Annotated in this window: 17 protein-coding genes; 16 read left to right on the plus strand and 1 reads right to left on the minus strand. The window is 64.1% G+C overall.

The window, feature by feature from the left end; translation table 11 throughout:
- Positions 1-149: 149 nt before the first annotated feature.
- From LU682_RS15215 to LU682_RS15230, 4 genes are all read left to right on the plus strand, one after another.
- Positions 150-2,666 (plus strand): excinuclease ABC subunit UvrA, encoded by a 2,517-nt coding sequence (locus tag LU682_RS15215; protein WP_010953985.1) that lies wholly within the window; start codon positions 150-152, stop codon positions 2,664-2,666.
- Between the two features lie 88 nt (positions 2,667-2,754).
- Positions 2,755-3,261: a sigma-70 family RNA polymerase sigma factor gene (locus LU682_RS15220; RefSeq protein WP_010953984.1), complete on the plus strand. Its 507-nt coding sequence runs from the start codon at positions 2,755-2,757 to the stop codon at positions 3,259-3,261.
- The gene (locus tag LU682_RS15225; protein ID WP_049586091.1) at positions 3,261-4,223 is read left to right on the plus strand and encodes a FecR domain-containing protein; all 963 of its coding nucleotides are present in this window, start codon (positions 3,261-3,263) and stop codon (positions 4,221-4,223) included. The genes LU682_RS15220 and LU682_RS15225 overlap by 1 nt, the downstream gene beginning before the upstream one ends.
- 149 nt (positions 4,224-4,372) lie before the next feature.
- A complete protein-coding gene (locus LU682_RS15230) occupies positions 4,373-6,790 on the plus strand; it encodes a TonB-dependent receptor (protein ID WP_049586093.1) in 2,418 nt (805 codons plus the stop codon).
- Between the two features lie 132 nt (positions 6,791-6,922).
- Here LU682_RS15230 and LU682_RS15235 read toward each other — a convergent pair whose 3' ends face one another.
- Positions 6,923-7,798 carry an AEC family transporter gene (locus LU682_RS15235; protein ID WP_060488961.1) on the minus strand — a complete coding sequence of 292 codons (876 nt, stop codon included), beginning with the start codon at positions 7,796-7,798 and terminating at the stop codon, positions 6,923-6,925.
- A gap of 426 nt (positions 7,799-8,224) precedes the next feature.
- Between LU682_RS15235 and LU682_RS15240 the strand changes: the two genes are divergently transcribed.
- The 12 genes from LU682_RS15240 (at position 8,225) to eco (ending at position 20,879) form a co-directional block, all read left to right on the plus strand.
- On the plus strand, positions 8,225-9,523 hold the full coding sequence (locus tag LU682_RS15240; protein WP_020190937.1) for an MFS transporter: 1,299 nt from the start codon (positions 8,225-8,227) through the stop codon (positions 9,521-9,523).
- A gap of 81 nt (positions 9,524-9,604) precedes the next feature.
- On the plus strand, positions 9,605-9,913 hold the full coding sequence (locus LU682_RS15245) for a hypothetical protein (protein WP_019438461.1): 309 nt from the start codon (positions 9,605-9,607) through the stop codon (positions 9,911-9,913).
- Positions 9,914-9,961: 48 nt separating this feature from the next.
- Positions 9,962-10,513: a YbhB/YbcL family Raf kinase inhibitor-like protein gene (locus LU682_RS15250; RefSeq protein WP_049586097.1), complete on the plus strand. Its 552-nt coding sequence runs from the start codon at positions 9,962-9,964 to the stop codon at positions 10,511-10,513.
- A 554-nt stretch (positions 10,514-11,067) separates the two neighbouring features.
- Positions 11,068-12,129: a 3-deoxy-7-phosphoheptulonate synthase gene (locus LU682_RS15255; RefSeq protein ID WP_010953978.1), complete on the plus strand. Its 1,062-nt coding sequence runs from the start codon at positions 11,068-11,070 to the stop codon at positions 12,127-12,129.
- Positions 12,130-12,209: 80 nt separating this feature from the next.
- Positions 12,210-12,491, plus strand: coding sequence for a peptidylprolyl isomerase (locus tag LU682_RS15260; protein WP_003248318.1), 282 nt, complete (start codon positions 12,210-12,212; stop codon positions 12,489-12,491).
- 13 nt (positions 12,492-12,504) lie between these two features.
- On the plus strand, positions 12,505-14,433 hold the full coding sequence (locus LU682_RS15265) for an extracellular solute-binding protein (protein WP_010953977.1): 1,929 nt from the start codon (positions 12,505-12,507) through the stop codon (positions 14,431-14,433).
- Complete coding sequence (locus tag LU682_RS15270; RefSeq protein WP_010953976.1) at positions 14,430-15,488, plus strand: microcin C ABC transporter permease YejB; 1,059 nt, start codon at positions 14,430-14,432, stop codon at positions 15,486-15,488. The genes LU682_RS15265 and LU682_RS15270 overlap by 4 nt, the downstream gene beginning before the upstream one ends.
- Positions 15,488-16,504, plus strand: a complete 1,017-nt coding sequence (locus tag LU682_RS15275) for an ABC transporter permease (protein ID WP_010953975.1) — start codon at positions 15,488-15,490, stop codon at positions 16,502-16,504. The genes LU682_RS15270 and LU682_RS15275 overlap by 1 nt, the downstream gene beginning before the upstream one ends.
- Positions 16,505-16,563: 59 nt before the next feature.
- Positions 16,564-17,946, plus strand: a complete 1,383-nt coding sequence (locus tag LU682_RS15280) for a sigma-54 interaction domain-containing protein (protein WP_060488959.1) — start codon at positions 16,564-16,566, stop codon at positions 17,944-17,946.
- A gap of 225 nt (positions 17,947-18,171) precedes the next feature.
- Positions 18,172-19,563, plus strand: coding sequence for a GntP family permease (locus tag LU682_RS15285; protein WP_010953973.1), 1,392 nt, complete (start codon positions 18,172-18,174; stop codon positions 19,561-19,563).
- Between the two features lie 10 nt (positions 19,564-19,573).
- A complete protein-coding gene (gene hbdH / locus LU682_RS15290; RefSeq protein ID WP_010953972.1) occupies positions 19,574-20,344 on the plus strand; it encodes a 3-hydroxybutyrate dehydrogenase in 771 nt (256 codons plus the stop codon).
- 55 nt (positions 20,345-20,399) lie between these two features.
- Positions 20,400-20,879 (plus strand): serine protease inhibitor ecotin, encoded by a 480-nt coding sequence (eco, locus tag LU682_RS15295; RefSeq protein WP_010953971.1) that lies wholly within the window; start codon positions 20,400-20,402, stop codon positions 20,877-20,879.
- The last annotated feature ends 43 nt before the right edge of the window (positions 20,880-20,922 follow it).

Below are 20,922 nucleotides of genomic sequence, written 5' to 3' on the forward strand. Positions count from 1 at the left end.
TGAGACGAACGTCAGGTAAGGCGAAGACAGCCGGCGCCCTGCCACCCCACCGGCTCTATCGGGTAGATTCCTTGACTGCTGCCCACGCAAGGGCGCTGCAATTGCTGTTAACTTGAGCGCACTGCTCAGCTTCAGACAAGGACTGCTTCATGCCTCCAAGCCCGACCACCCCAAGCGGTTTCATCCGCGTCCGTGGCGCCCGCGAGCACAACCTGAAGAACATCGATGTCGATATCCCCCGCGACGCCTTGGTGGTGTTCACCGGCGTGTCCGGCTCGGGCAAGTCCTCGTTGGCGTTCTCCACGCTGTATGCCGAAGCCCAGCGGCGTTATTTCGAATCGGTGGCACCCTATGCCCGGCGCCTGATCGACCAGGTTGGCGTGCCGGATGTCGATGCCATCGATGGCCTGCCGCCGGCGGTGGCCCTGCAGCAGCAACGCGGCACGCCGAGTGCACGTTCCTCGGTGGGTAGCGTGACCACCTTGTCCAGTTCGATCCGCATGCTCTATTCCCGCGCTGGCCATTACCCGCCCGGGCAAGCGATGCTGTACGCCGAAGACTTTTCTCCGAACACGCCCCAGGGCGCTTGCCCGCAGTGCCATGGCCTGGGCCGTGTCTACGAGGTGACCGAAGCGACCATGGTCCCCGACCCGTCGCTGACCATCCGTGAGCGTGCGGTGGCGGCGTGGCCAATGGCCTGGCAAGGGCAGAACCTGCGCGACATCCTGGTCACGCTGGGCTATGACGTCGATATCCCTTGGCGCGACCTGCCTCAGGCGCAGCGCGACTGGATCCTGTTCACCGAAGAGACGCCCACCGCCCCCGTGTACGCCGGCCTGACTCCGGCGCAGACCCGCGAAGCGCTCAAGCGCAAACTCGAGCCCAGCTATCAAGGCACGTTCATGGGTGCCCGGCGTTACGTGCTGCATACCTTCATGCACTCGCAGAGCGCGCAGATGCGCAAGCGTGTGGCCCAGTACATGCACCCCAGCACCTGCCCGCTGTGCCAGGGCAAACGCCTGAAGCGCGAAGCGCTGGCCGTGACCTTCGCCGGGCTGGACATCGCCGAACTGTCGCACCTGTCGTTGCAGGCGCTGGCTGAGGTGTTCCGCAAGGTGGCGGCAGCCGACTACCTGACCCAGCAGCAGGACGAGCTGACACTGGAAAAACGCCTGGCGGCCCAACGCATCGCCAAAGAACTGCTCGAACGCATTGATACGCTGCTTGACCTCGGCCTCGGCTACCTGGCCCTGGAGCGCAGCACCCCGACCTTGTCTTCTGGTGAACTGCAACGCCTGCGCCTGGCCACCCAGCTGAATTCGCAGCTGTTTGGGGTGGTTTACGTACTCGACGAGCCGTCGGCCGGCTTGCACCCGGCCGACAGTGAAGCGCTGTTCGAAGCCCTGCAGCGCCTGAAACAGGCTGGCAACTCGGTGTACGTGGTGGAGCATGACCTGGACACCATGCGCCGCGCCGACTGGCTGGTGGATGTAGGGCCCGCTGCCGGCGAACACGGCGGCACCATCCTCTACAGCGGGCCGCCCGCCGGCCTGGCCGAGGTGCAACAGTCATGCACCCGCACCTACCTGTTCGATGCCCCGGTACAGGCCACACGCGCCCCCCGCCAGGCCCGCGACTGGCTGAAGCTTGAAGGCATCACGCGCAATAACCTCGATAACCTGAGCGCCGCATTTCCGTTGGGCTGCTTTACCGCCGTTACCGGTATTTCCGGCTCGGGCAAATCCAGCCTGGTCAGCCAGGCCCTGCTGGAACTGGTGGGGGCACACCTGGGCCATGCCGAGCAACGTAGCGAGCCCGAAGCGCAGAGCCTGGAAGACGAACCTGAACAGACCAGCAGCGGCCACGTAAGCGCCGGGCTTGGCAGCATCAAGCGGCTGGTGCAGGTTGACCAGAAGCCGATCGGCCGCACGCCGCGCTCCAACCTGGCCACCTACACAGGCCTGTTCGACCACGTGCGCAAATGCTTCGCGGCTACCGAGCAGGCCAAGGCACAGGGCTTCGACGCCGGGCGCTTTTCCTTCAACGTTGCCAAGGGCCGGTGCGCCAACTGCGAGGGAGAGGGTTTCGTCAGCGTCGAGCTGCTGTTCATGCCCAGCGTGTACGCGCCCTGCCCGACCTGCCAGGGTGCCCGCTACAACCCCGAAACCCTGGCGGTGAGCTGGCAAGGCATGAACATCGCGCAAGTGCTGCAGTTGACCGTCGACCAGGCCCTGCAGGTTTTTGCCGAGCAACCGCCTGCCCGCCGTTGCCTGCAGGTGCTGCAGGATATCGGCCTGGGCTACTTGCGTCTGGGCCAACCGGCCACCGAGCTGTCCGGTGGTGAAGCGCAGCGGATCAAGCTGGCGACCGAACTGCAGCGCATGGCCCGCGGGGCGACCCTGTATGTGCTGGATGAGCCCACCAACGGATTGCACCCGCAGGACATCGACCGGCTGCTGGTACAACTGAACCGCCTGGTAGAAAGCGGGCATAGCGTGGTGGTGGTCGAACACGACATGCGAGTGGTGGCGCAGAGCGACTGGGTGATCGATATCGGGCCGGGGGCTGGTGATGCCGGGGGCAAGGTGGTGGTCAGTGGCACGCCGCAGGTGGTGGCGGCATGTACCGACAGCCGCACGGCGACGTTTTTGGCAAAGGCCTTGTAACCCCTGCGCATTGCCAGTTTCCTGGGCCGCCGATTAGAATGCGATCAATTCTTGATTGCACTCACGCTTCCGGAGCCTCGCGCCCGCCATGCCACCCGCCGAACCTAGCCTCAACCTGCAGGTCCAGACGCTGTACACCGAGCACCATGGCTGGCTGCAGGGTTGGCTGGGCCGTAAACTGGGCAATGCCTGCGATGCCGCCGACCTGGCTCACGACACGTTCGTGCGCTTGCTCAGCCGCCAAGGCAACCCCTACTTTGGCAACGAACCCCGGGCCTTGCTTACTCATATAGCCAAGGGCCTGGTGGTCGACCGCTGGCGCCGCCAGGATGTCGAGCGGGCCTACCTGGAGGCCATCGCCCATTTGCCGCAACCCGAGGTGCCTTCGCCGGAAACGCGCTGGCTGATCCTTGAAACCCTGTACCGCATCGACGCCATGCTGCGCGACATGCCGGCGCGGGTACGTCAGGTGTTCCTGCTGTCACAGCTGGACGGCCTGACCTACGCCCAAATCGCCGAACAGCTGCAGGTTTCGCTGATCACGATCAAGCGCGACATGCGTACGGCATTCCTTGCCTGCCTGAGCATCGAGTGATGGTGCAGCGCATTGACCCGCTGATCCTGGGCGAAGCGGCTGACTGGCTGGTGCAGCTGCAATCGGGCACCGCCACTGAGGCCGACCACCGCGCCGTGCAGGCCTGGTGCAAGCGCAGTGCCCAGCACGCCCAGGCGTGGCAGCGTGCAGAGGCCATCCTCGGTGATTTCCGCCGCCTGCCCACACCGGTTACCGGTGAAACCCTGCGCCGTCTGAGCCGTAACGGCGCGGTAAGCCGTCGCCAAGCGCTGCATCGCCTGGGGCTGTGGCTGCTGGCAGCACCGGCAGCCTGGCTGGCCTGGCGCGAAACGCCGTGGCAGCAATGGACCGCCGATGCGCATACAGCGGTGGGCGAACAACGCACGCTGACGCTCGCCGACGGCAGCCAGGTGCTGCTTAACACTGACACCGCCATCGATATCACCTTTGACGCGCGACAGCGCCGCATTGACCTGCTGGCGGGCGAAATTCTACTGACCAGCGCCAAAGACCCTGCGACCCCGGCCCGGCCACTGTCAGTGCGCACCCCGCATGGGCAGGCAACTGCCAGGGGCACTCGCTTCAGCGTGCGTATCCATGGCCCGCTGACCCAGGTCGCCGTCCTGGAAGGCGCAGTCGACACTCGACCGCTGCATGCCGACAGCCTGTTGCTCAAGGCAGGCGAGCGCAGCGCTTTCGATGGGGACCGGGTGCTACCAGCCTCACCGCTGGAAACCGGTGACCTGGCCTGGGAGCACGGCATGCTGCTGGCTCGCGACATGCGCTTGGCCGACCTGCTGCAAGAGTTGGCCCGCTATCGCCCCGGCGTGCTGCGCTGCCACCCGGCAGTGCGAGAGCTGAAGGTGTCTGGCGCATTCCCGCTGGCCGACACCGATGCCAGCCTGCGGCTGCTGAGCGACACCCTGCCGGTGAACATTCAGGGCATGACCCGCTACTGGGTAACTGTGGAGCCACACGTGTGAAGCCCTGGCAACGCTCCCGGTGATCGCGCCAAGCTTCAACGTGTGAGCAGGACAGTTGTTCCCACGATGGGCAGCACGATTGATACCTTTTCCTGCGTCGTCCGGTGATGAGTGCAGAACCTTCATTTCTGCACCCACAGGACCCACGCATGACGCCTCGCCAGCCGTACCGCTTGCCTTTGAAGGCCCTAAGCCTAGCCATCGCCATGGCCGCCCTGGCCCCCACCGCGATGGCAGCCGACACCTCCGCGCGCACTTACCACCTGGCCGCAGGCCCGTTGGCCGATGTACTGGCGCGCTTTGCCGCCAACGCCGGGGTGGCGTTGTCATTCGACCCGGCCCTGCTCAGGGGCGTACAAAGCCAAGGCCTGGAGGGCAGCTACAGTATCGCGCAAGGCTTTGCCCGTCTGTTGGCCGGCAGTGGCTACAGCCTGATCACTACCGACAGTGGCGGTTATACCTTGGCGCCGACGGTCGACCTGGGCAATGCCGTGGAACTGGGCGCGACCACCATCAACAGCGACCTGGCCGCCAGCACCGATACCTGGCAAGGTGGCCAGGTAGCCCGTAGCGCCCGCCTGGGCGTGCTGGGCGACCAGGCAATCAGCGACGTGCCGTTCAGCGTTACCAGCTATACCGCCAAGACCATCGCCGACCAGCAGGCCCGTACCCTGGGTGACGTGCTGCTCAATGACGCGTCAGTGCGCCAGTCGGCGGGCTTTGGCAACTTTTCGCAGGTGTTCACCATTCGCGGTTTGCCGCTGAACACCGACGACATCAGCTATAACGGCCTGTACGGGGTGCTACCGAGGCAGATCGTGACGACCGAGGCACTCGAGCGGGTCGAAGTATTCAAGGGTTCCAGTGCTTTTCTCAATGGGGTCGCGCCACAGGGTAGCGGCATCGGAGGGGCGATCAACCTGGTGCCCAAGCGTGCCGAAGATAGCGCCACGCGGCATGTCACCCTCGACTACGCCACGGGCGACAACGTGGGTGGCCACCTCGACCTGGGCCAGCGTTTTGGTGAAGACAACCGTTTTGGCGCCCGCATCAACCTGGCTCAGCATGACGGTGGCAGCGGCATCGATGACGAGGCCCAGCATTCCACCCTGCTTGCCGTAGCCCTTGACTACCGTGGTGAACGGCTGCGCCTGTCCACCGACCTGGGTTACCAGAAAGAGCGTATCAACCAGGGCCGTGCGGTGATCTACCCCACCGGCAACAAGGTACCCCGGGCGCCATCGGCGCGAGACAACTACTCGCAGGCCTGGAGCTGGTCGCAGCTGGAAGACACCTACGGCATGCTCAACGCCGAGTACGACCTGAACGACGCCTGGATGCTGTATGCCGGCGCCGGGGCCAAGCATACCCGTGAGAACGGCGAGTATTCCTCGCTCTATGTCAGTGACGGGAATGGCACTGCACGCGGCGGGTTCCTCTATGCGCCCCACGACGAAGACAACAAGAGCGCCGTCGCCGGCGTCAATGGCCGCTTTGCCACCGGCCCGGTCAGCCACCGGGTCAATTTTGGCCTGTCCGGCCTGTGGGGTGAGCAGCGCTCGGCCTACGAGGCGCTGGCGGCCAGCAAGCGTTATGACAGCAACCTTTACAACCCGGTCAAGGTGCCGCGCCCGACCGATACCTATTTCGGCAGCGATTTGCACGACCCGCGCATCGTCGGCAAGAACCGCAACAAGAGCGTCGCGTTGTCCGACACCCTGGGGCTGCTGGATGACCGCGTGCTGTTGACCGTGGGCGTGCGCCGGCAGTCGATCAGCGTCGACAGCTGGGCGACTGCCACAGGTGTGCGCAACACGCCTTACGATGAGTCGATCACAACCCCGGTGTATGGCCTGGTGATCAAACCCTGGGAGCATGTGTCGTTCTATGCCAACCGCATCGAGGGCCTGGCCCAGGGGCCAACGGCACCATCGAGTGTCAGCAATGCCAACGAAGTATTCCCGCCCAAGCGCAGCAAACAGGTAGAGGCCGGGGTGAAGCTGGACTGGAACAGCTTTGGTGCGAGCCTGGGCGTGTACCGTATCGAGCAGCCTAACAGCGTGACCTATCGCGCTCCCGGGGCAGCGCTGGACACGTTCAGCATGGACGGCGAGCAGGTCAACAAGGGGGTGGAGCTGAACCTGTTCGGTGAACCGCTAGACGGCTTGCGTCTGCTGACAGGCGCGGTGTTCATGCACACCGAACAGAAAAACACGGCCTATGGCAGCAACGACGGCAACCGTGCTGCTGGCGTGCCGCGCTTTCAGTACAACCTGGGCGCCGACTGGGATGTGCCCGGTATCGAAGGCGCCGCGCTCAGTGCCCGGCTGCTGCGCACGGGTGGCCAGTATGTGAATGCGGCCAACAGCCTGAGCATCCCCGCCTGGACCCGGGTGGACCTGGGCGGGCGCTACCGCTTCAAGCTCGACGACAAGCAGGTGACATTGCGCGCCAATGTGGAGAACGTGGCGAACAAGGCGTACTGGGCTTCGGCGTCGACCTCGAACAACTACCTGACGCAAGGTACGCCGCGGGTTTTGCGCTTGTCGGCCAGTGTAGACTTCTAAGACGCCTTGATGAGCAAGGCTGAACGCTGCAGCGTCTAAAGTTCCTGCAGGGTGCCCCGGGTGCATCCGCAGAACATGATGTGATTGCCACTGGCCTTTCACGGACAAGCCCGCGAAAAGGCCAGAACAGGCTTACATCCACCAAGCCAGCACCACCGGCAACCAGGCAAACGACAGCACCGTAGAACACATCACCAGGTTCGCCACCTGCTCTGGCTCACGGTTGGCCCGCACCGCCATCAGGTAGTTGAACACGGCTACCGGCATCGCCGACTGCACCATCAGCACCGCACGCTCCAGGCTGTCCATACCCAGTACCGCGCCCACTGCCCAGCCCACCGCAGCCCCCAGGCCAATGCGCAAGCCGCCCAGCAGCATGCCGCTGCCCACGTGACGCAGGCGAATGCTGGCCAGTGATACCCCCAGGGTCAGCAGCATGAGCGGAATGGTCATGCCGCCCAGCAGGTCTGCGGTGTTGGCCAGCCAGCGCGGCAGTTCGAAATCGAGAAAAATGATGGGCATGGCGCCGGCCAGGCTGATGACGATAGGGTTGCGCAACAGCGCCTTGAGCGAAGCCGCCGTGCCGGAGATGGCCATGCCGATGGTGAACTGCACGATCGACAGGGTCAGGAAGAATGCCACGGCCAGGGCCAGGCCATGCTCCCCGAAGGCATACAGACTGATCGGCAGGCCCATGTTGCCGGTGTTAGGGAACATGAACGCCGGCAGCAGTACCCGCCAGTGCATGCCCGACGCGCGACACACCAGCAAAGCAGCCAAGGCCATCCCCAGAGTGCACAGCAAGCAGGCCACGGCCACGCTGGTAAAGGCATTCGGGTCCAGCTCGGTACGGCTGAGGGTGGACAGTACCAGCGAAGGTGTGCCGACGGTCATTACCACCCGGGCGATGAAGTCAGTGGGGTAATCCAGGCCCTTGCGGGCCCAGGCAAAACCAATTCCGGCGACGATGAAAACCGGGGCCAGGACTGCGAACAGCGACGCGAACATGGGGGCCTTCCTTGGTGGGGTTCAGCATTATGCAGCACTCAGTGAGATTACCGGGCCGATTTCAACGCACGCAGGAGCCGCCATCGAAAATGTCTGTGGAAGACATGTTCATGTCGCGCTGAGACTGCGGCGTCTCGTCGCACACCCGAGCCCCTTGGGCAAAAGCGTCCAAGCCCGTAGAATCCCGCTTCCTTTTCGCCCGTCGCCTTGAACGGTGGCAACCAGCAGCAATGACAGAGTCAGCGCCTGAACACATGAACGCACATGTGAAGTAGGCTCAACCCTCCCCGCCCGGCCCATCTCCCATAGCGCCCAGCGGTTGAGTCTTGCCCAGGTCGCATCCGTGTCGCCACTCGCCCCTTGCCGGGTCGAGCCGGTGTGCGCGCCGAGAAGGTGCTCATTCCGCTCATCCAACTAGAGGTACGTATGTCTCCGCGTTTGCTGGCCATGGCGCTGGCGCCCCTGCTCGGGCTGTTCATCATTGCCCTGGGCAACGGCTTCATGTCTTCCCTGACCACCCTGCGCCTGGGCGCCGCCGGTGAGTCTGCAACCACCATTGGTATCGTCTCGTCGACCTACTTCATCGGCCTGACCCTCGGCGCCATCTTCAACGACCGGCTGATCCTGCGCATCGGCCACATCCGCGCCTACACCAGCTTCGCCTCGCTGATCGCCGTGACCATCCTGCTGCAAGGGTTGTTCTACGAGGTCACCTGGTGGTCGGTGCTACGCCTGATCAACGGCTGGGCCGCAGTGGGCGTGTTCCTGGTGATCGAAAGCTGGCTGTTGCTGGCCGGTGACGCAAAGATCCGCGGCCGCTTGCTGGCGCTGTACATGATCGCCTTCTACGGCGCCGGGGTGATCGCCCAGGCTGGCCTTGGCGAAATCACCCAGCTGGGCGATACCGCCCCGTTCATGCTGGCCGGCGTGCTGGCCGCCCTGTCGGTGTTGCCGATCGTGATCCTGCCGCGGGTGTCGCCGCTGCTGGACCAAGTCGAACCCCTCAAGCCCCGCCAGTTGCTGGGCGTGGCACCGTCGGGCCTGGTCGGCTGCTTCGGCTCGGGTGTAGCGATTGCCGGCATTTATGCGCTACTGCCACTGTACTTGCAGCGCATCGGCCTGGAGGTGGGTGAGGTCGGCAACATGATGGCCTGGGTGATCCTTGGCGCGATGCTGCTGCAATACCCGGTCGGGCGCTGGTCCGACCGCAAGGACCGCCTCGATGTGCTGCTCGCGCTGGCCGCGTTGTGCGTTGTCCTGTCGCTTGTAACGGTGTTCCTGCCATCGGACTCGTTCCTGCTGCCGGCCATGCTGTTCCTGCTGGGTGGTGGCGTGTTCACCCTGTACCCGGTGGCGGTCAGCCATGCGGCCGACCGCGCGCCGTCCGATGCGCTGGTGCCGATGATCCAGGGCCTGCTGCTGATCAACTCGCTGGGCTCGGCCATGGCACCGGTGGCCATTTCGCCGATGATGACCGAGTTTGGCGAGGCTGGGCTGTTCTGGGCGTTTGCCGTGGTCAACCTGGCCATGGTGTGCTTCTTCATGTGGCGCCGCGGCAAGCGCCCGGCGGCAGAGCACCCGGCGCCGTTCACCGCTTCGACCACCTTCTCGCCAACCGGTGCCGAGTTGCGGGTGACCGAAGACCTGATGCATGCGGCGCAGGAGCATCCGCCGCTGGAGCCGGTCGAAACCCCGGCAACCGCACAGCGCTCGGAATCCTGTTGATTGCCACTCGTCGCCCAGAAGGCACCCCGTCAGCAGCTGCCAGCCAAACGAATGACAGATCTTGCACAAAGGAGAAGTCCCATGATCCGCATTCGCCCGCTGTCCCTGAGCCTGGCGCTGGCCCTGACCAGCCTCACCGGCGCTGCCTTCGCCGCCACCGACACCCATACCGACAGCCATCCGCAAACTGACCAATCCGGCGGCAAGACCGCCGGTGAAGGCAGCAGCGTCAACAGCCCCGGTAGCAGCAAAGGTAACGACAGCAGTGACACCGGCAGCAACGCCGATGCCGCCGACGGTGCCTCTGGCGGCTCCAACAGCACCGGCGAAGCCACCGGCTCTGGTGCCGGAGCCAGCGGAGGCACTGCCGAGGACCAGGACAGCCGCTGAAGCAGACCTGGGCTAGACTGAGCCGTGACGCCCTGCCAAGGATTGACCATGCACCTCAGACACTGGCTGTTCGCTGCTTTGCTGCCCTGCACAGCGTTGGCCGCCGCAGGCGGCCAAGGCGCGATGTCGGTCAGTTCCTCGTCTTTCACTGATGGCGGCGTCATTGCCCTGCAACAGGTCGGCCAGGACCCGGCATGCGGTGCCGGTGAAGAGCGGACCCCGCAACTGAGCTGGGACAACCTGCCCGCAGGTACGCGGTCGCTGGCCCTGATCATGTTCGACCCGGACGGTGGCAAGGGTGTGGGTGTGGTGCACTGGGTGGCCTACAACATCGATCCCGAACACGATGGGCTCAAGGAAGGCATGGCGGGGGTGAGCGGCCCCTACGTGACAGTGGGCCGCAACTCCCGTGGCACCCAGAGCTACCGCGGCCCCTGTCCACCCGCCGGCGACAACCCCCATCATTACGCCCTGACCCTGATTGCCACCGACCTGCCCTTGGGTACCTTGCCCGAGGGGCTGGACCGCAGCGGCCTGCTGCAACTGCTGCAAGGCCACGCCCTAGGGGCGCAGAGCCTGGTCGGGCGCTACGGCCATTGAACCAGTCAGTACAAAAACAAATGATCGGCTCCATAGCATTTATCCATTGAATGGCCCGCACGAACTGAAGTAAGCTCGGGCTCATTCACTGGAGAGCAACATGCCGAAACACACCCGCAACCACGCCAACCACACCGGTCGCAGCCTGCGCCCTGTGCTGGCCGTTGCCGGCTGCGTGGCACCTGCCAGCTATTACTTTGGGTATTGGTTTAGCCACTAGGCGCCGATACCCACCCGGCGTCCACCTTCGAGGGGCCGCCGAACATGAGAATACTCAAACCCCCGGTCGGCTTCCCGACCGGGGGTTTTGTTTTTCAGGCCTTTGACCAACACCGATTCACTTTGAGGACAGATTCATGAACTACGCCACTTATTACTACGCAAACACCTACGCCTGGCGATTTAGCCAATCCCGTTCGGGCCAGCCTGCCGCCTCCGATCGGTCTTCTACAGGTGGCAATGCAGCAGCCAATACGAACTCAACGATCTGTCGAACACCTCGATAGGGCCGACCATGCGGGCTTGAACCCGCTGTCCGCCCAGGGAAAAACGCCATGCACGCTTCCAGCCTCGCCCTGCCCCTGACCCAGCCGCAAGCGGCCAACACCACTGTCAGCAGACGCCTGCCCAGCCCGCACCTGCTCAAGCAGCAGATGCCACTGCCCAGCGAACTGGCCCAGCAAGTCCAGGCCCATCGCCAGGCCATCCGCAACATCCTCGAAGGCCGCGACCCGCGCCTGCTGGTCATCGTCGGCCCCTGCTCGATTCATGACCCACGCTCGGCCCTGGAATACGCCGACCGCCTGGCCGCCCTTGGCCGCGAAGTCAACGACAAGCTGCTGCTGGTGATGCGCGCCTACGTCGAAAAACCGCGTACTACAGTGGGCTGGAAAGGCCTGGCCTACGACCCGCACCTCGATGGCAGTGACGACATGCACTCGGGTATCGCCTTGTCTCGCGGGCTGATGCTGAGCATGATCGAACGCGGCCTGCCGATCGCTACCGAGTTGCTGCAACCGATGGCCGCCGGTTACTTCGACGACCTGTTGGCCTGGGCGGCGATCGGCGCACGCACCACCGAATCGCAAATCCACCGCGAAATGGTCAGTGGCCTGGAGCTGCCGGTCGGCTTCAAGAACGGTACGGACGGCGGCATCGCCATCGCCAGCGACGCCATGCGCAGCGCTGCCCACCCGCACCGCCACTTCGGTATGGATGCTCAGGGCCACCCGGCGATCATCGAGACCTTGGGCAACCCGGACACACACCTTGTACTGCGCGGCGGCCACAAAGGCCCGAACCATGATGCCAACAGCATCGCCATGGCCCGCCAGGCGTTGGCCAAGGCCGGTCTGCAGGCACGGATCATGGTCGATTGCAGCCACGCCAACAGCGGCAAGGACCCGGCGCGCCAGCCAGCGGTCTTCAATGATGTGCTGGAACAGCGCCTGGCCGGCGACCGTTCGTTGGTCGGCGTCATGATCGAAGGGCACTTGTTCGATGGCTGCCAGGCGTTGGGCAAGGGCACACTGAAATACGGTGTGTCGATTACCGACGGCTGCCTGGGCTGGGCCTCGACCGAAACCCTGTTGCGTGAGGCGGCACAAAAACTGTAGGCCAATGGTTGCAAGCCTGGCGAGACATACCCCGGACAAGTGCGCTAGGCTTGCCTTTTTACCCCCAAGGAGCAGTACCCATGGCCCGTGCAACCGCCCGCCACATTCTGGTCAGCAGCGAAGACAAGTGCAACGAACTCAAAGCCCAGATCGAAGCAGGCGCCGACTTCGCTGAAATCGCCAAAGCCAACTCCACCTGCCCGTCCAGCCGTCAGGGCGGTGACCTGGGCTCGTTCGGCCCAGGCCAGATGGTCAAGGAATTCGACACCGTGGTCTTCAGCGCACCGGTCAACACCGTGCAAGGCCCGGTGAAGACCCAGTTCGGCTACCACCTGCTGGAAGTGACCAGCCGCCAGGACTGATTCACCCCTCCCGGTGATCAGCCCCCCTGTGGGAGCGGGTTTACCCGCGAAGAGGCCAGACCAGACAACCTCGTTGCCTGCTCCGACGCATTCGCGGGTAAACCCGCTCCCACAAGTATTGTGGGGGCTTGTATTTTCGTGCATAGGCTTTACGGTCCAGGCCGCTCCCACCCACGCCCTTACGGTCTACGGTGAAGCCCCCCGCTACGCCGCCAGCTTCCGGCATTTCGACTATGTAAACCCCTCCGCCCCCAAGGGCGGCATCTTGCGCCGTTCGGCCATCGAGATCGGCCAGTTCGACCACATCCTCCCCTATATCGACAAAGGCATCGGTGTCAGCGAAGTCGATGGCCTGCTGTACGCGCCACTGGCGGTACGCTCTTACGATGAACCCTATACCGTTTACGGCCTGATCGCCCGGCGCATGGAGCGCGGCCCCAATGATGAGTGGCTGCGTTTCGACATCGACCCACGCGCCACCTTCGCCGATGGCAGGCCGGTGCGCGCCGAAGACGTGCGTTTCACCTTCGACCTGCTGATGAGCAAGGGCAGCCTGAAGTACCGGACCCAGTTCGCCGACGTGGCCCGCGTGACCGTAGAACGCCTGCACAGCGTGCGATTCGACTTGAAGCCCGAGCACGGCCGCACCCTGGCGCTGGACCTCGCCAGCCTGCCGGTAATGCCCGAGCACGACCTGCAGCAGCGCGACTTTGCCAACGGTGCCGGCTTCGACAAGCCAGTCGGCAGCGGGCCATACCGCATTGGGCGCATCGACAACGGCCGCAGCATCACCTTCGAACGCGACCCGGCATGGTGGGCACGTGACCTGCCCGCCAGCCGTGGCCGCTACAATTTCGACAAACTGCGCATCGAGTACTTCGGCGACACCGAAGTGGCGCGCCAGGTACTCAAAGGCGGTGGCTACGACTACAACCGCGAGTTCTCCGCCACGGCCTACACCTTGGGCTACAACGGTGCGCAACTGGACGACGGCCGCCTGCAGCGCGCCCACCTGGGCCCGGCCAAACCGCAGGTGGCCCAGGGTTTCGTGTTCAACCTCGACCAGCCGCAGTTCAAGGACCGCCGTGTGCGGCAGGCGCTGGGTATGTTATGGGACTTCGAGTGGAGCAACCGGCAGATGATGCGCAACCTGTACATCCGCCAGCAAAGCGTGTTCTCCAATACGCCGTTGGCCGCTCGCCAGTTGCCGGATGCGGGCGAGTTGAAGCTGCTCGCCCCCTTGCGCGGCCAAGTGCCAGATGAAGTGTTCACCACGGTGTTCACTGCCCCGGTCACCGATGGCTCGGGGATCATCCGTCAACAGCAGTTGCAGGCCCTGGCCCTGCTCGAACAAGCCGGCTGGCACCCCGAAGGCGACCGCCTGGTCAATAGCCAGGGCACGCCGCTGGCGTTCACGTTCCTCAATGGCCAGGCGGGCCTTGAACGCCTGCTGCTGCCGTGGAAGCGCAACCTGGCCCAGATCGGCGTGACCCTGAATATCCGCAACGTCGACTCGGCCCAGTACGTCAACCGGTTGATGGCGCGCGACTACGACATGATCGTCACCGGCTACCCGGTCACCCTGTCGCCGGGCGCCGAGTTGTACAACTACTTTGGTTCGGCGGCCGCTCACGACCCCGGCTCGAACAACCTGATGGTTTTGCAGGACCCGGCCGTAGACCACCTGATCGACGGCCTGGTCCGCGCCGACACCCAGGCCGACATGCTGCGCCACGCCCATGCCCTGGACCGCGTGCTGCAATGGAATTACTACTGGATCCCCAACTATTACCCACCGGGCAGCTCCACCGTCTGGTGGAACCGCTTCGGCCTGCCCAAGGTCCAGGCCACCTATGACGAGGGCCTGGACACCTGGTGGGAGGTAAACCCTACCCCGCTGACCAACGCGCAGATGGCCGAACGCCGGAAGGCCTCGCCATGACCGCTTATATCCTGCGCCGTCTGTTGCTGATCATCCCGACGCTGCTGGCAATCCTGCTGGTCAATTTCGCCATCGTCCAGGCCGCGCCGGGTGGCCCGGTGGAACAAGCCGTGGCGCGCCTGCAGGGCCTCGGTGGCGGCGCACCCGGCGCGCGAGCCGAAGTGGTCCATGGCGAATCCCGGGCCACACGCGGCCTGGACCCGAAACTGATCGAAGAAATCAAGCGCCAGTATGGCTTCGACAAATCCGCCCCCGAGCGGCTTTGGTTGATGCTCGGCCAATATGCCCGGCTGGACTTTGGCAACAGCTTCTTCCGCGGCGCCAAAGTCACCGACCTGATTCTCGACAAGTTGCCGGTCACCCTGTCGCTGGGCTTCTGGGCCACGCTGATCACCTACCTGGTGTCTATCCCGCTGGGCATCCGCAAGGCGATGCGCCACGGCAGCCGCTTCGATGCCTGGAGCAGCGCGTTGATCGTGATCGGTTACGCCCTGCCTTCGTTCCTGTTCGCCCTGCTGCTGATCGTCCTGTTTGCCGGCGGCACTTCGCTCAACTGGTTCCCGGTGCGCGGCCTGGTCTCGGACAATTTCGACGAGCTCAGCCTGCTGGGCAAGGTCGCCGACTACTTCTGGCACCTGGTGCTGCCGGTTGCGGCCCTGGTGATCGGTGGGTTCGCCACCCTCACGCTGTTGACCAAGAATGCCTTCCTCGACGAGGTTTCCCGCCAATACGTGGTCACTGCCCGGGCCAAGGGCCTCAGCGAACGCCGCGTGCTGTATGGCCATGTGTTGCGCAACGCCATGCTGCTGGTGGTGGCCGGGCTGCCACAGGCGCTGATCACCGTGTTCTTTGCCGGCTCGTTGCTGATCGAGGTGATCTTCTCGCTCGATGGCCTGGGCCGCATGAGCTATGAGGCCGCCGTGTCGCGGGATTACCCAGTGGTGTTCGGCACGCTGTTCATCTTTACCCTGGCGGGCCTGCTGATTCGCCTGATCGGTGACCTGTCTTACACCCTGCTCGACCCGCGCATCGACTTCGATACGAGGGCGCACTGATGCTATCGCCCCTGTCGCGCCGTCGCCTGCAACGTTTTCGCCGCCACCGCCTGGGCTGGGTGTCGCTGTGGTTGTTTGCCGGCCTTCTGCTGCTCAGCCTTTGCGCCGAACTGGTGGCCAACGACAAGCCACTGCTGCTGGGCTACAAGGGCAATGTGTACGTTCCGGCGCTAAAACGCTACACCGAGCAGCAGTTCGGCGGGCAACTGCCGTTTCAGCCCGACTACCGCAGCGCCTATGTGCGCCAACTGATCGCTGAACAGGGTGGCTGGATGCTGTTCGCACCTATCCCGTTCAGTGCCGACACACCTAATTACGACCTGCAGGTGCCCACCCCCAGCCCGCCCAGCGCCAGCAACTGGCTAGGCACCGACGACCAAGGCCGTGACGTGCTGGCGCGGGTGCTTTATGGCACGCGGGTATCGCTGCTGTTCGCCTTTGCCCTGACCGTGGTCAGTGTGCTCATTGGCGTGGCGGCGGGCGCCCTGCAAGGCTACCACGGGGGCTGGGTCGACCTGTTCGGCCAGCGCTTGCTGGAAGTATGGTCGGGGTTGCCAGTGTTGTATCTGTTGATCATCCTCAGCGGTTTCGTCGAGCCGGATTTCTGGTGGCTGCTGGGGATCATGGCGCTGTTCTCCTGGCTGACCCTGGTCGACGTCGTGCGCGCCGAGTTCCTGCGTGGGCGCAACCTGGAGTATGTAAAGGCAGCGCGGGCGTTGGGGTTACCGGACAGTCAGGTGATGTTGCGGCATATCTTGCCCAATGCCATGAATGCCACGCTGACCTATGTGCCGTTCATGCTGACCGGGGCGATCACCACACTGACCGCGCTGGACTTTCTGGGCTTTGGCATGCCAGCGGGCAGCGCCTCGCTGGGCGAGCTGGTGACCCAGGGCAAGCAGCACCTGGAGGCACCGTGGTTGGGCTTTACCGCGTTCTTTGCACTGGCGGTGATCTTGTCACTGCTGGTGTTTATCGGGGATGCCTTGCGTGAGGCGTTTGACCCCCGACGATGAGTTTTCAGGCCTGGCCTTTTCGCGGGCTTGTGCCAATACATGATTCAGGATGTTCACCCATGCACGACAGCGACAGCCTCAAGGACTACCCCCAGGTACGGCAACTGGCGATCCGCTCGCTGTTCGAGATCATCGAACAGTCCAGCGAGGGCACGGTGATCGTCGACCGCCAGGCACGCATCGTCTGGATGAACGAACGCTACGCCCGACGCTTTGGCCTGGCCGACGCTGCCAGTGCCATCGGCCAGCCGTGCGAAACAGTGATCCCCGGCAGCCTGATGCGCGATGTGGTGAGCAATGGCCGGCCCATCCTGCTGGACATGCTCGACACGCCGAACGAGCCGTTGGTGGTCATGCGCCTGCCCATCCACGATGACCAGGGCGCGCTGATCGGCGCCATTGGCTTTGCGCTGTTCGACGAACTGCGCAGCCTGTCGCCGCTGCTCAAGCGCTACGCCAGCATGCAGCAGGAACTGGCCTCGACCCGCTCGCAACTGCGCGCCCGCCAGGCCAAATACAGCTTCGCCCAGTTCGTCGGCAGCAGCGCGCCCAGCCTGGAAGCCAAACGACGCGCCCGGCGTGGCGCCGGCAGTGATTCGCCCGTGTTGCTGCTGGGCGAAACCGGTACCGGCAAGGAGCTGCTGGCCCACGCCATTCACGCAGCGTCGGCACGGGCACACAGAGCTTTTGTCAGCATCAACAGCGCAGCCATCCCGGAGACGCTGCTGGAAGCCGAATTCTTCGGTACTGCGCCGGGTGCCTTTACCGGTGCCGACCGCAAGGGCCGCAGCGGCAAGCTGCAACTGGCCGAAGGCGGCACGCTGTTCCTCGACGAGATCGGCGACATGCCGCTGGCCCTGCAGAGCAAGCTGCTGCGGGTGCTGCAGGAAAAGGAATACGAACCGGTCGGGTCGAACCAGATGCTGCGCAGCGATGTGCGCATCATTGCCGCCACCTCCATCGACCTGCAGGCTGCCATGGCCCGCGGGGCCTTCCGCGCCGACCTGTATTACCGGCTGAATGTGCTGCCGATCGATGTTCCGCCGTTGCGGCAACGGCTGGAGGACCTGCCCGCGCTGTGCGAGACCATATTGGCTGAGCTGGGCAGCCAGTACGAGCTGGAAGCTGAAGCGCAGCAACTGCTGGCCAGGCATGCGTGGCCGGGGAACATTCGCGAGCTGCGCAATGTGCTGGAGCGCGCGACCCTGCTGGCGGATCAGCCCCGGCTGGGGGTTGCGGACCTGCGTGCGGCATTGGGGCCATTGAGCCCGCTGGCTGAAGCGCCCGTGCGGCAGAGCTACCGTGAGGCCTGCGAGGCCTTTGAACGCGGCCTGATTGCCGGGGCGCTGGCCGAACAGGGAGGAAAAGTGCCAGAGGCAGCGGCAGCCTTAGGGCTGGGGCGGTCGACGCTGTACAAGAAGATGGCGGCACTTGGTCTCTGATTGGAGACTTTTGTTTCTGATTTGAGATTACCGCCAGAGCTGCGCCCTTTACCACAGGCAAGCCAGCGATGGGCTGTAAGGCAGCCCATGGCGTCTCTGATTGTAGACACAGACTTCTAACAAAACCCTTTAACCCTTACAAATCAGCCAGTTACATACTTGGCACGATTCCCGCTATCTCCTGCTCAACGATAAAAACAAGACTCACCCAGGAGACCCACCCCGATGACCGTGCTCATCGCACTCGCTGCTTTGGCCTTGCTGATGCTGGCCGCCTACCGCGGTTACAGCGTAATCCTCTTCGCCCCCATCGCCGCCCTCGGCGCTGTCCTGCTCACCGACCCTGCCGCCGTCGCCCCTGCGTTCACGGGGGTGTTCATGGAAAAAATGGTCGGTTTCATCAAACTGTACTTCCCGGTATTCCTGCTGGGGGCGGTGTTCGGCAAGCTGATCGAGCTGTCCGGTTTCTCCCGCTCGATCGTCGCCGCGGCCATCCGCCTGCTCGGCACCCGCCAGGCGATGCTGGTCATCGTACTGGTCTGTGCCCTGCTTACTTACGGCGGTGTTTCGCTGTTCGTGGTGGTGTTCGCGGTGTACCCGTTCGCCGCCGAAATGTTCCGTCAGAGCAATATCCCCAAACGCCTGATCCCGGCCACCATCGCCCTGGGCGCATTCTCGTTCACCATGGACGCCCTGCCCGGCACCCCACAGATCCAGAACATCATCCCCAGCACCTTCTTCAACACCACCGCCTGGGCCGCACCGTGGCTGGGCCTGATCGGCACGCTGTTCGTGTTCTTTACCGGCATGGCCTACCTGCAGCGCCAGCGCAACAAGGCCCAGCGCGCCGGTGAAGGTTATGGCACCGACTTGCGCAACGAACCGGAAACCGCTGCCGACCTGAGCCTGCCCAACCCTTGGCTGGCGCTGTCGCCGCTGATACTGGTGGGGGTGATGAACCTGGTGTTCACCCACTGGATACCGCATTGGTACGGCCCCAGTCACAGCCTGCAATTGCCAGGCATGAGTGCACCGGTACAAAGCGACGTGACCAAGCTGACGGCCATCTGGGCTGTGCAGGCCGCGTTGCTGGTGGGCATCCTGATGGTCCTGGTGTGCGCCTTTGGCGCCATTCGTACACGCCTGGCCGAAGGCACCAAAAGCGCGGTGGGTGGTGCCTTGCTGGCAGCCATGAACACCGCTTCGGAATACGGCTTTGGCGCGGTAATCGCCTCGCTGCCGGGTTTTCTGGTGCTGGCCGATGCCCTGCGCAGCATCCCCAACCCCTTGGTGAACGAAGCCATCACCGTGACCTTGCTGGCCGGCATCACCGGCTCCGCTTCGGGCGGCATGAGCATCGCCTTGGCAGCCATGGGCGACACGTTCATCGCCGCCGCCCACGCGGCCGATATCCCGCTGGAAGTGCTACACCGGGTAGCCGCCATGGCCAGCGGTGGCATGGACACCCTGCCGCACAATGGCGCGGTGATCACCTTGCTGGCGGTGACCGGCCTCACCCACCGCGAGGCCTACAAGGACATTTTTGGTATTACCCTGATCAAGACCCTGGCGGTGTTCGTGGTCATCGCCACGTTCTACGCCACTGGCATCGTCTAAGGAGCATTGCATGACCCTTGAAGGCAAAACTGCACTCGTCACCGGTTCCACCAGCGGCATTGGCCTGGGCATCGCCCAGGTATTGGCCCGGGCTGGCGCCAACATCGTGCTCAACGGCTTTGGTGACCCGGGCCCCGCCATGGCGGAAATTGCCCGGCACGGGGTGAAGGTTGTGCACCACCCGGCCGACCTGTCGGATGTGGTCCAGATCGAGGCTTTGTTCAACCTGGCCGAACGCGAGTTCGGCGGCGTCGACATCCTGGTCAACAACGCCGGTATCCAGCATGTGGCACCGGTTGAGCAGTTCCCGCCAGAAAGCTGGGACAAGATCATCGCCCTGAACCTGTCGGCCGTATTCCATGGCACGCGCCTGGCGCTGCCGGGCATGCGCACGCGCAACTGGGGGCGCATCATCAATATCGCTTCGGTGCATGGCCTGGTCGGCTCGATTGGCAAGGCAGCCTACGTGGCAGCCAAGCATGGCGTGATCGGCCTGACCAAGGTGGTCGGCCTGGAAACCGCCACCAGTCATGTCACCTGCAATGCCATATGCCCGGGCTGGGTGCTGACACCGCTGGTGCAAAAGCAGATCGACGATCGTGCGGCCAAGGGTGGCGATCGGCTGCAAGCGCAGCACGATCTGCTGGCAGAAAAGCAACCGTCGCTGGCTTTCGTCACCCCCGAACACCTCGGTGAGCTGGTACTCTTTCTGTGCAGCGAGGCCGGTAGCCAGGTTCGCGGCGCCGCCTGGAACGTCGATGGTGGCTGGTTGGCCCAGTGACGGGCGGCCTGGGCCTGGCGACGGTCGCGCATTCGTTTATCAGCAAGGAGGCCTTATGCGCCCTACCCCAATGACCGCGATTCTGGCCCTGAGCCTGGCCGCCGCCGCACCTGCGATGGCCGCCAGCCTGAAGGACATCGCGCCCTACCCCGAGGCGGAAAAGGGCTTCACCCGGCAGGTTATCCACCTGCCGGCCCAGGCCGACGAGTCGGCCTATAAACTGGAAATCCTCGCTGGCAAGACGCTGCAGGTCGACTGCAATCGTCAGCGCCTGGGCGGCAACCTGGAAGCACACACCCTGGAAGGCTGGGGCTACAATTACTACCGCCTGGACAACGTCAGCGGCCCGGCCAGCACGCTGATGGCCTGCCCGGACGGCAAGAAGACCGAGGCCTTCGTGCCGGTGGTCGGCGATGGCTTCCTGCTGCGCTACAACAGCAAGCTGCCGGTGGTGGTGTATGTGCCCAAGGATGTCGAAGTGCGCTACCGCGTGTGGTCGGCATCGCAGGATGTGCAGAAGGCTAAAGTAGAGTAGGCAGGACCGCTTTCTCTGCAGGGTCAGCCTCTTCGCAACACGA

Source organism: Pseudomonas alloputida (assembly GCF_021283545.2).
Classification (GTDB): Bacteria; Pseudomonadota; Gammaproteobacteria; order Pseudomonadales; family Pseudomonadaceae; genus Aquipseudomonas; species Aquipseudomonas alloputida.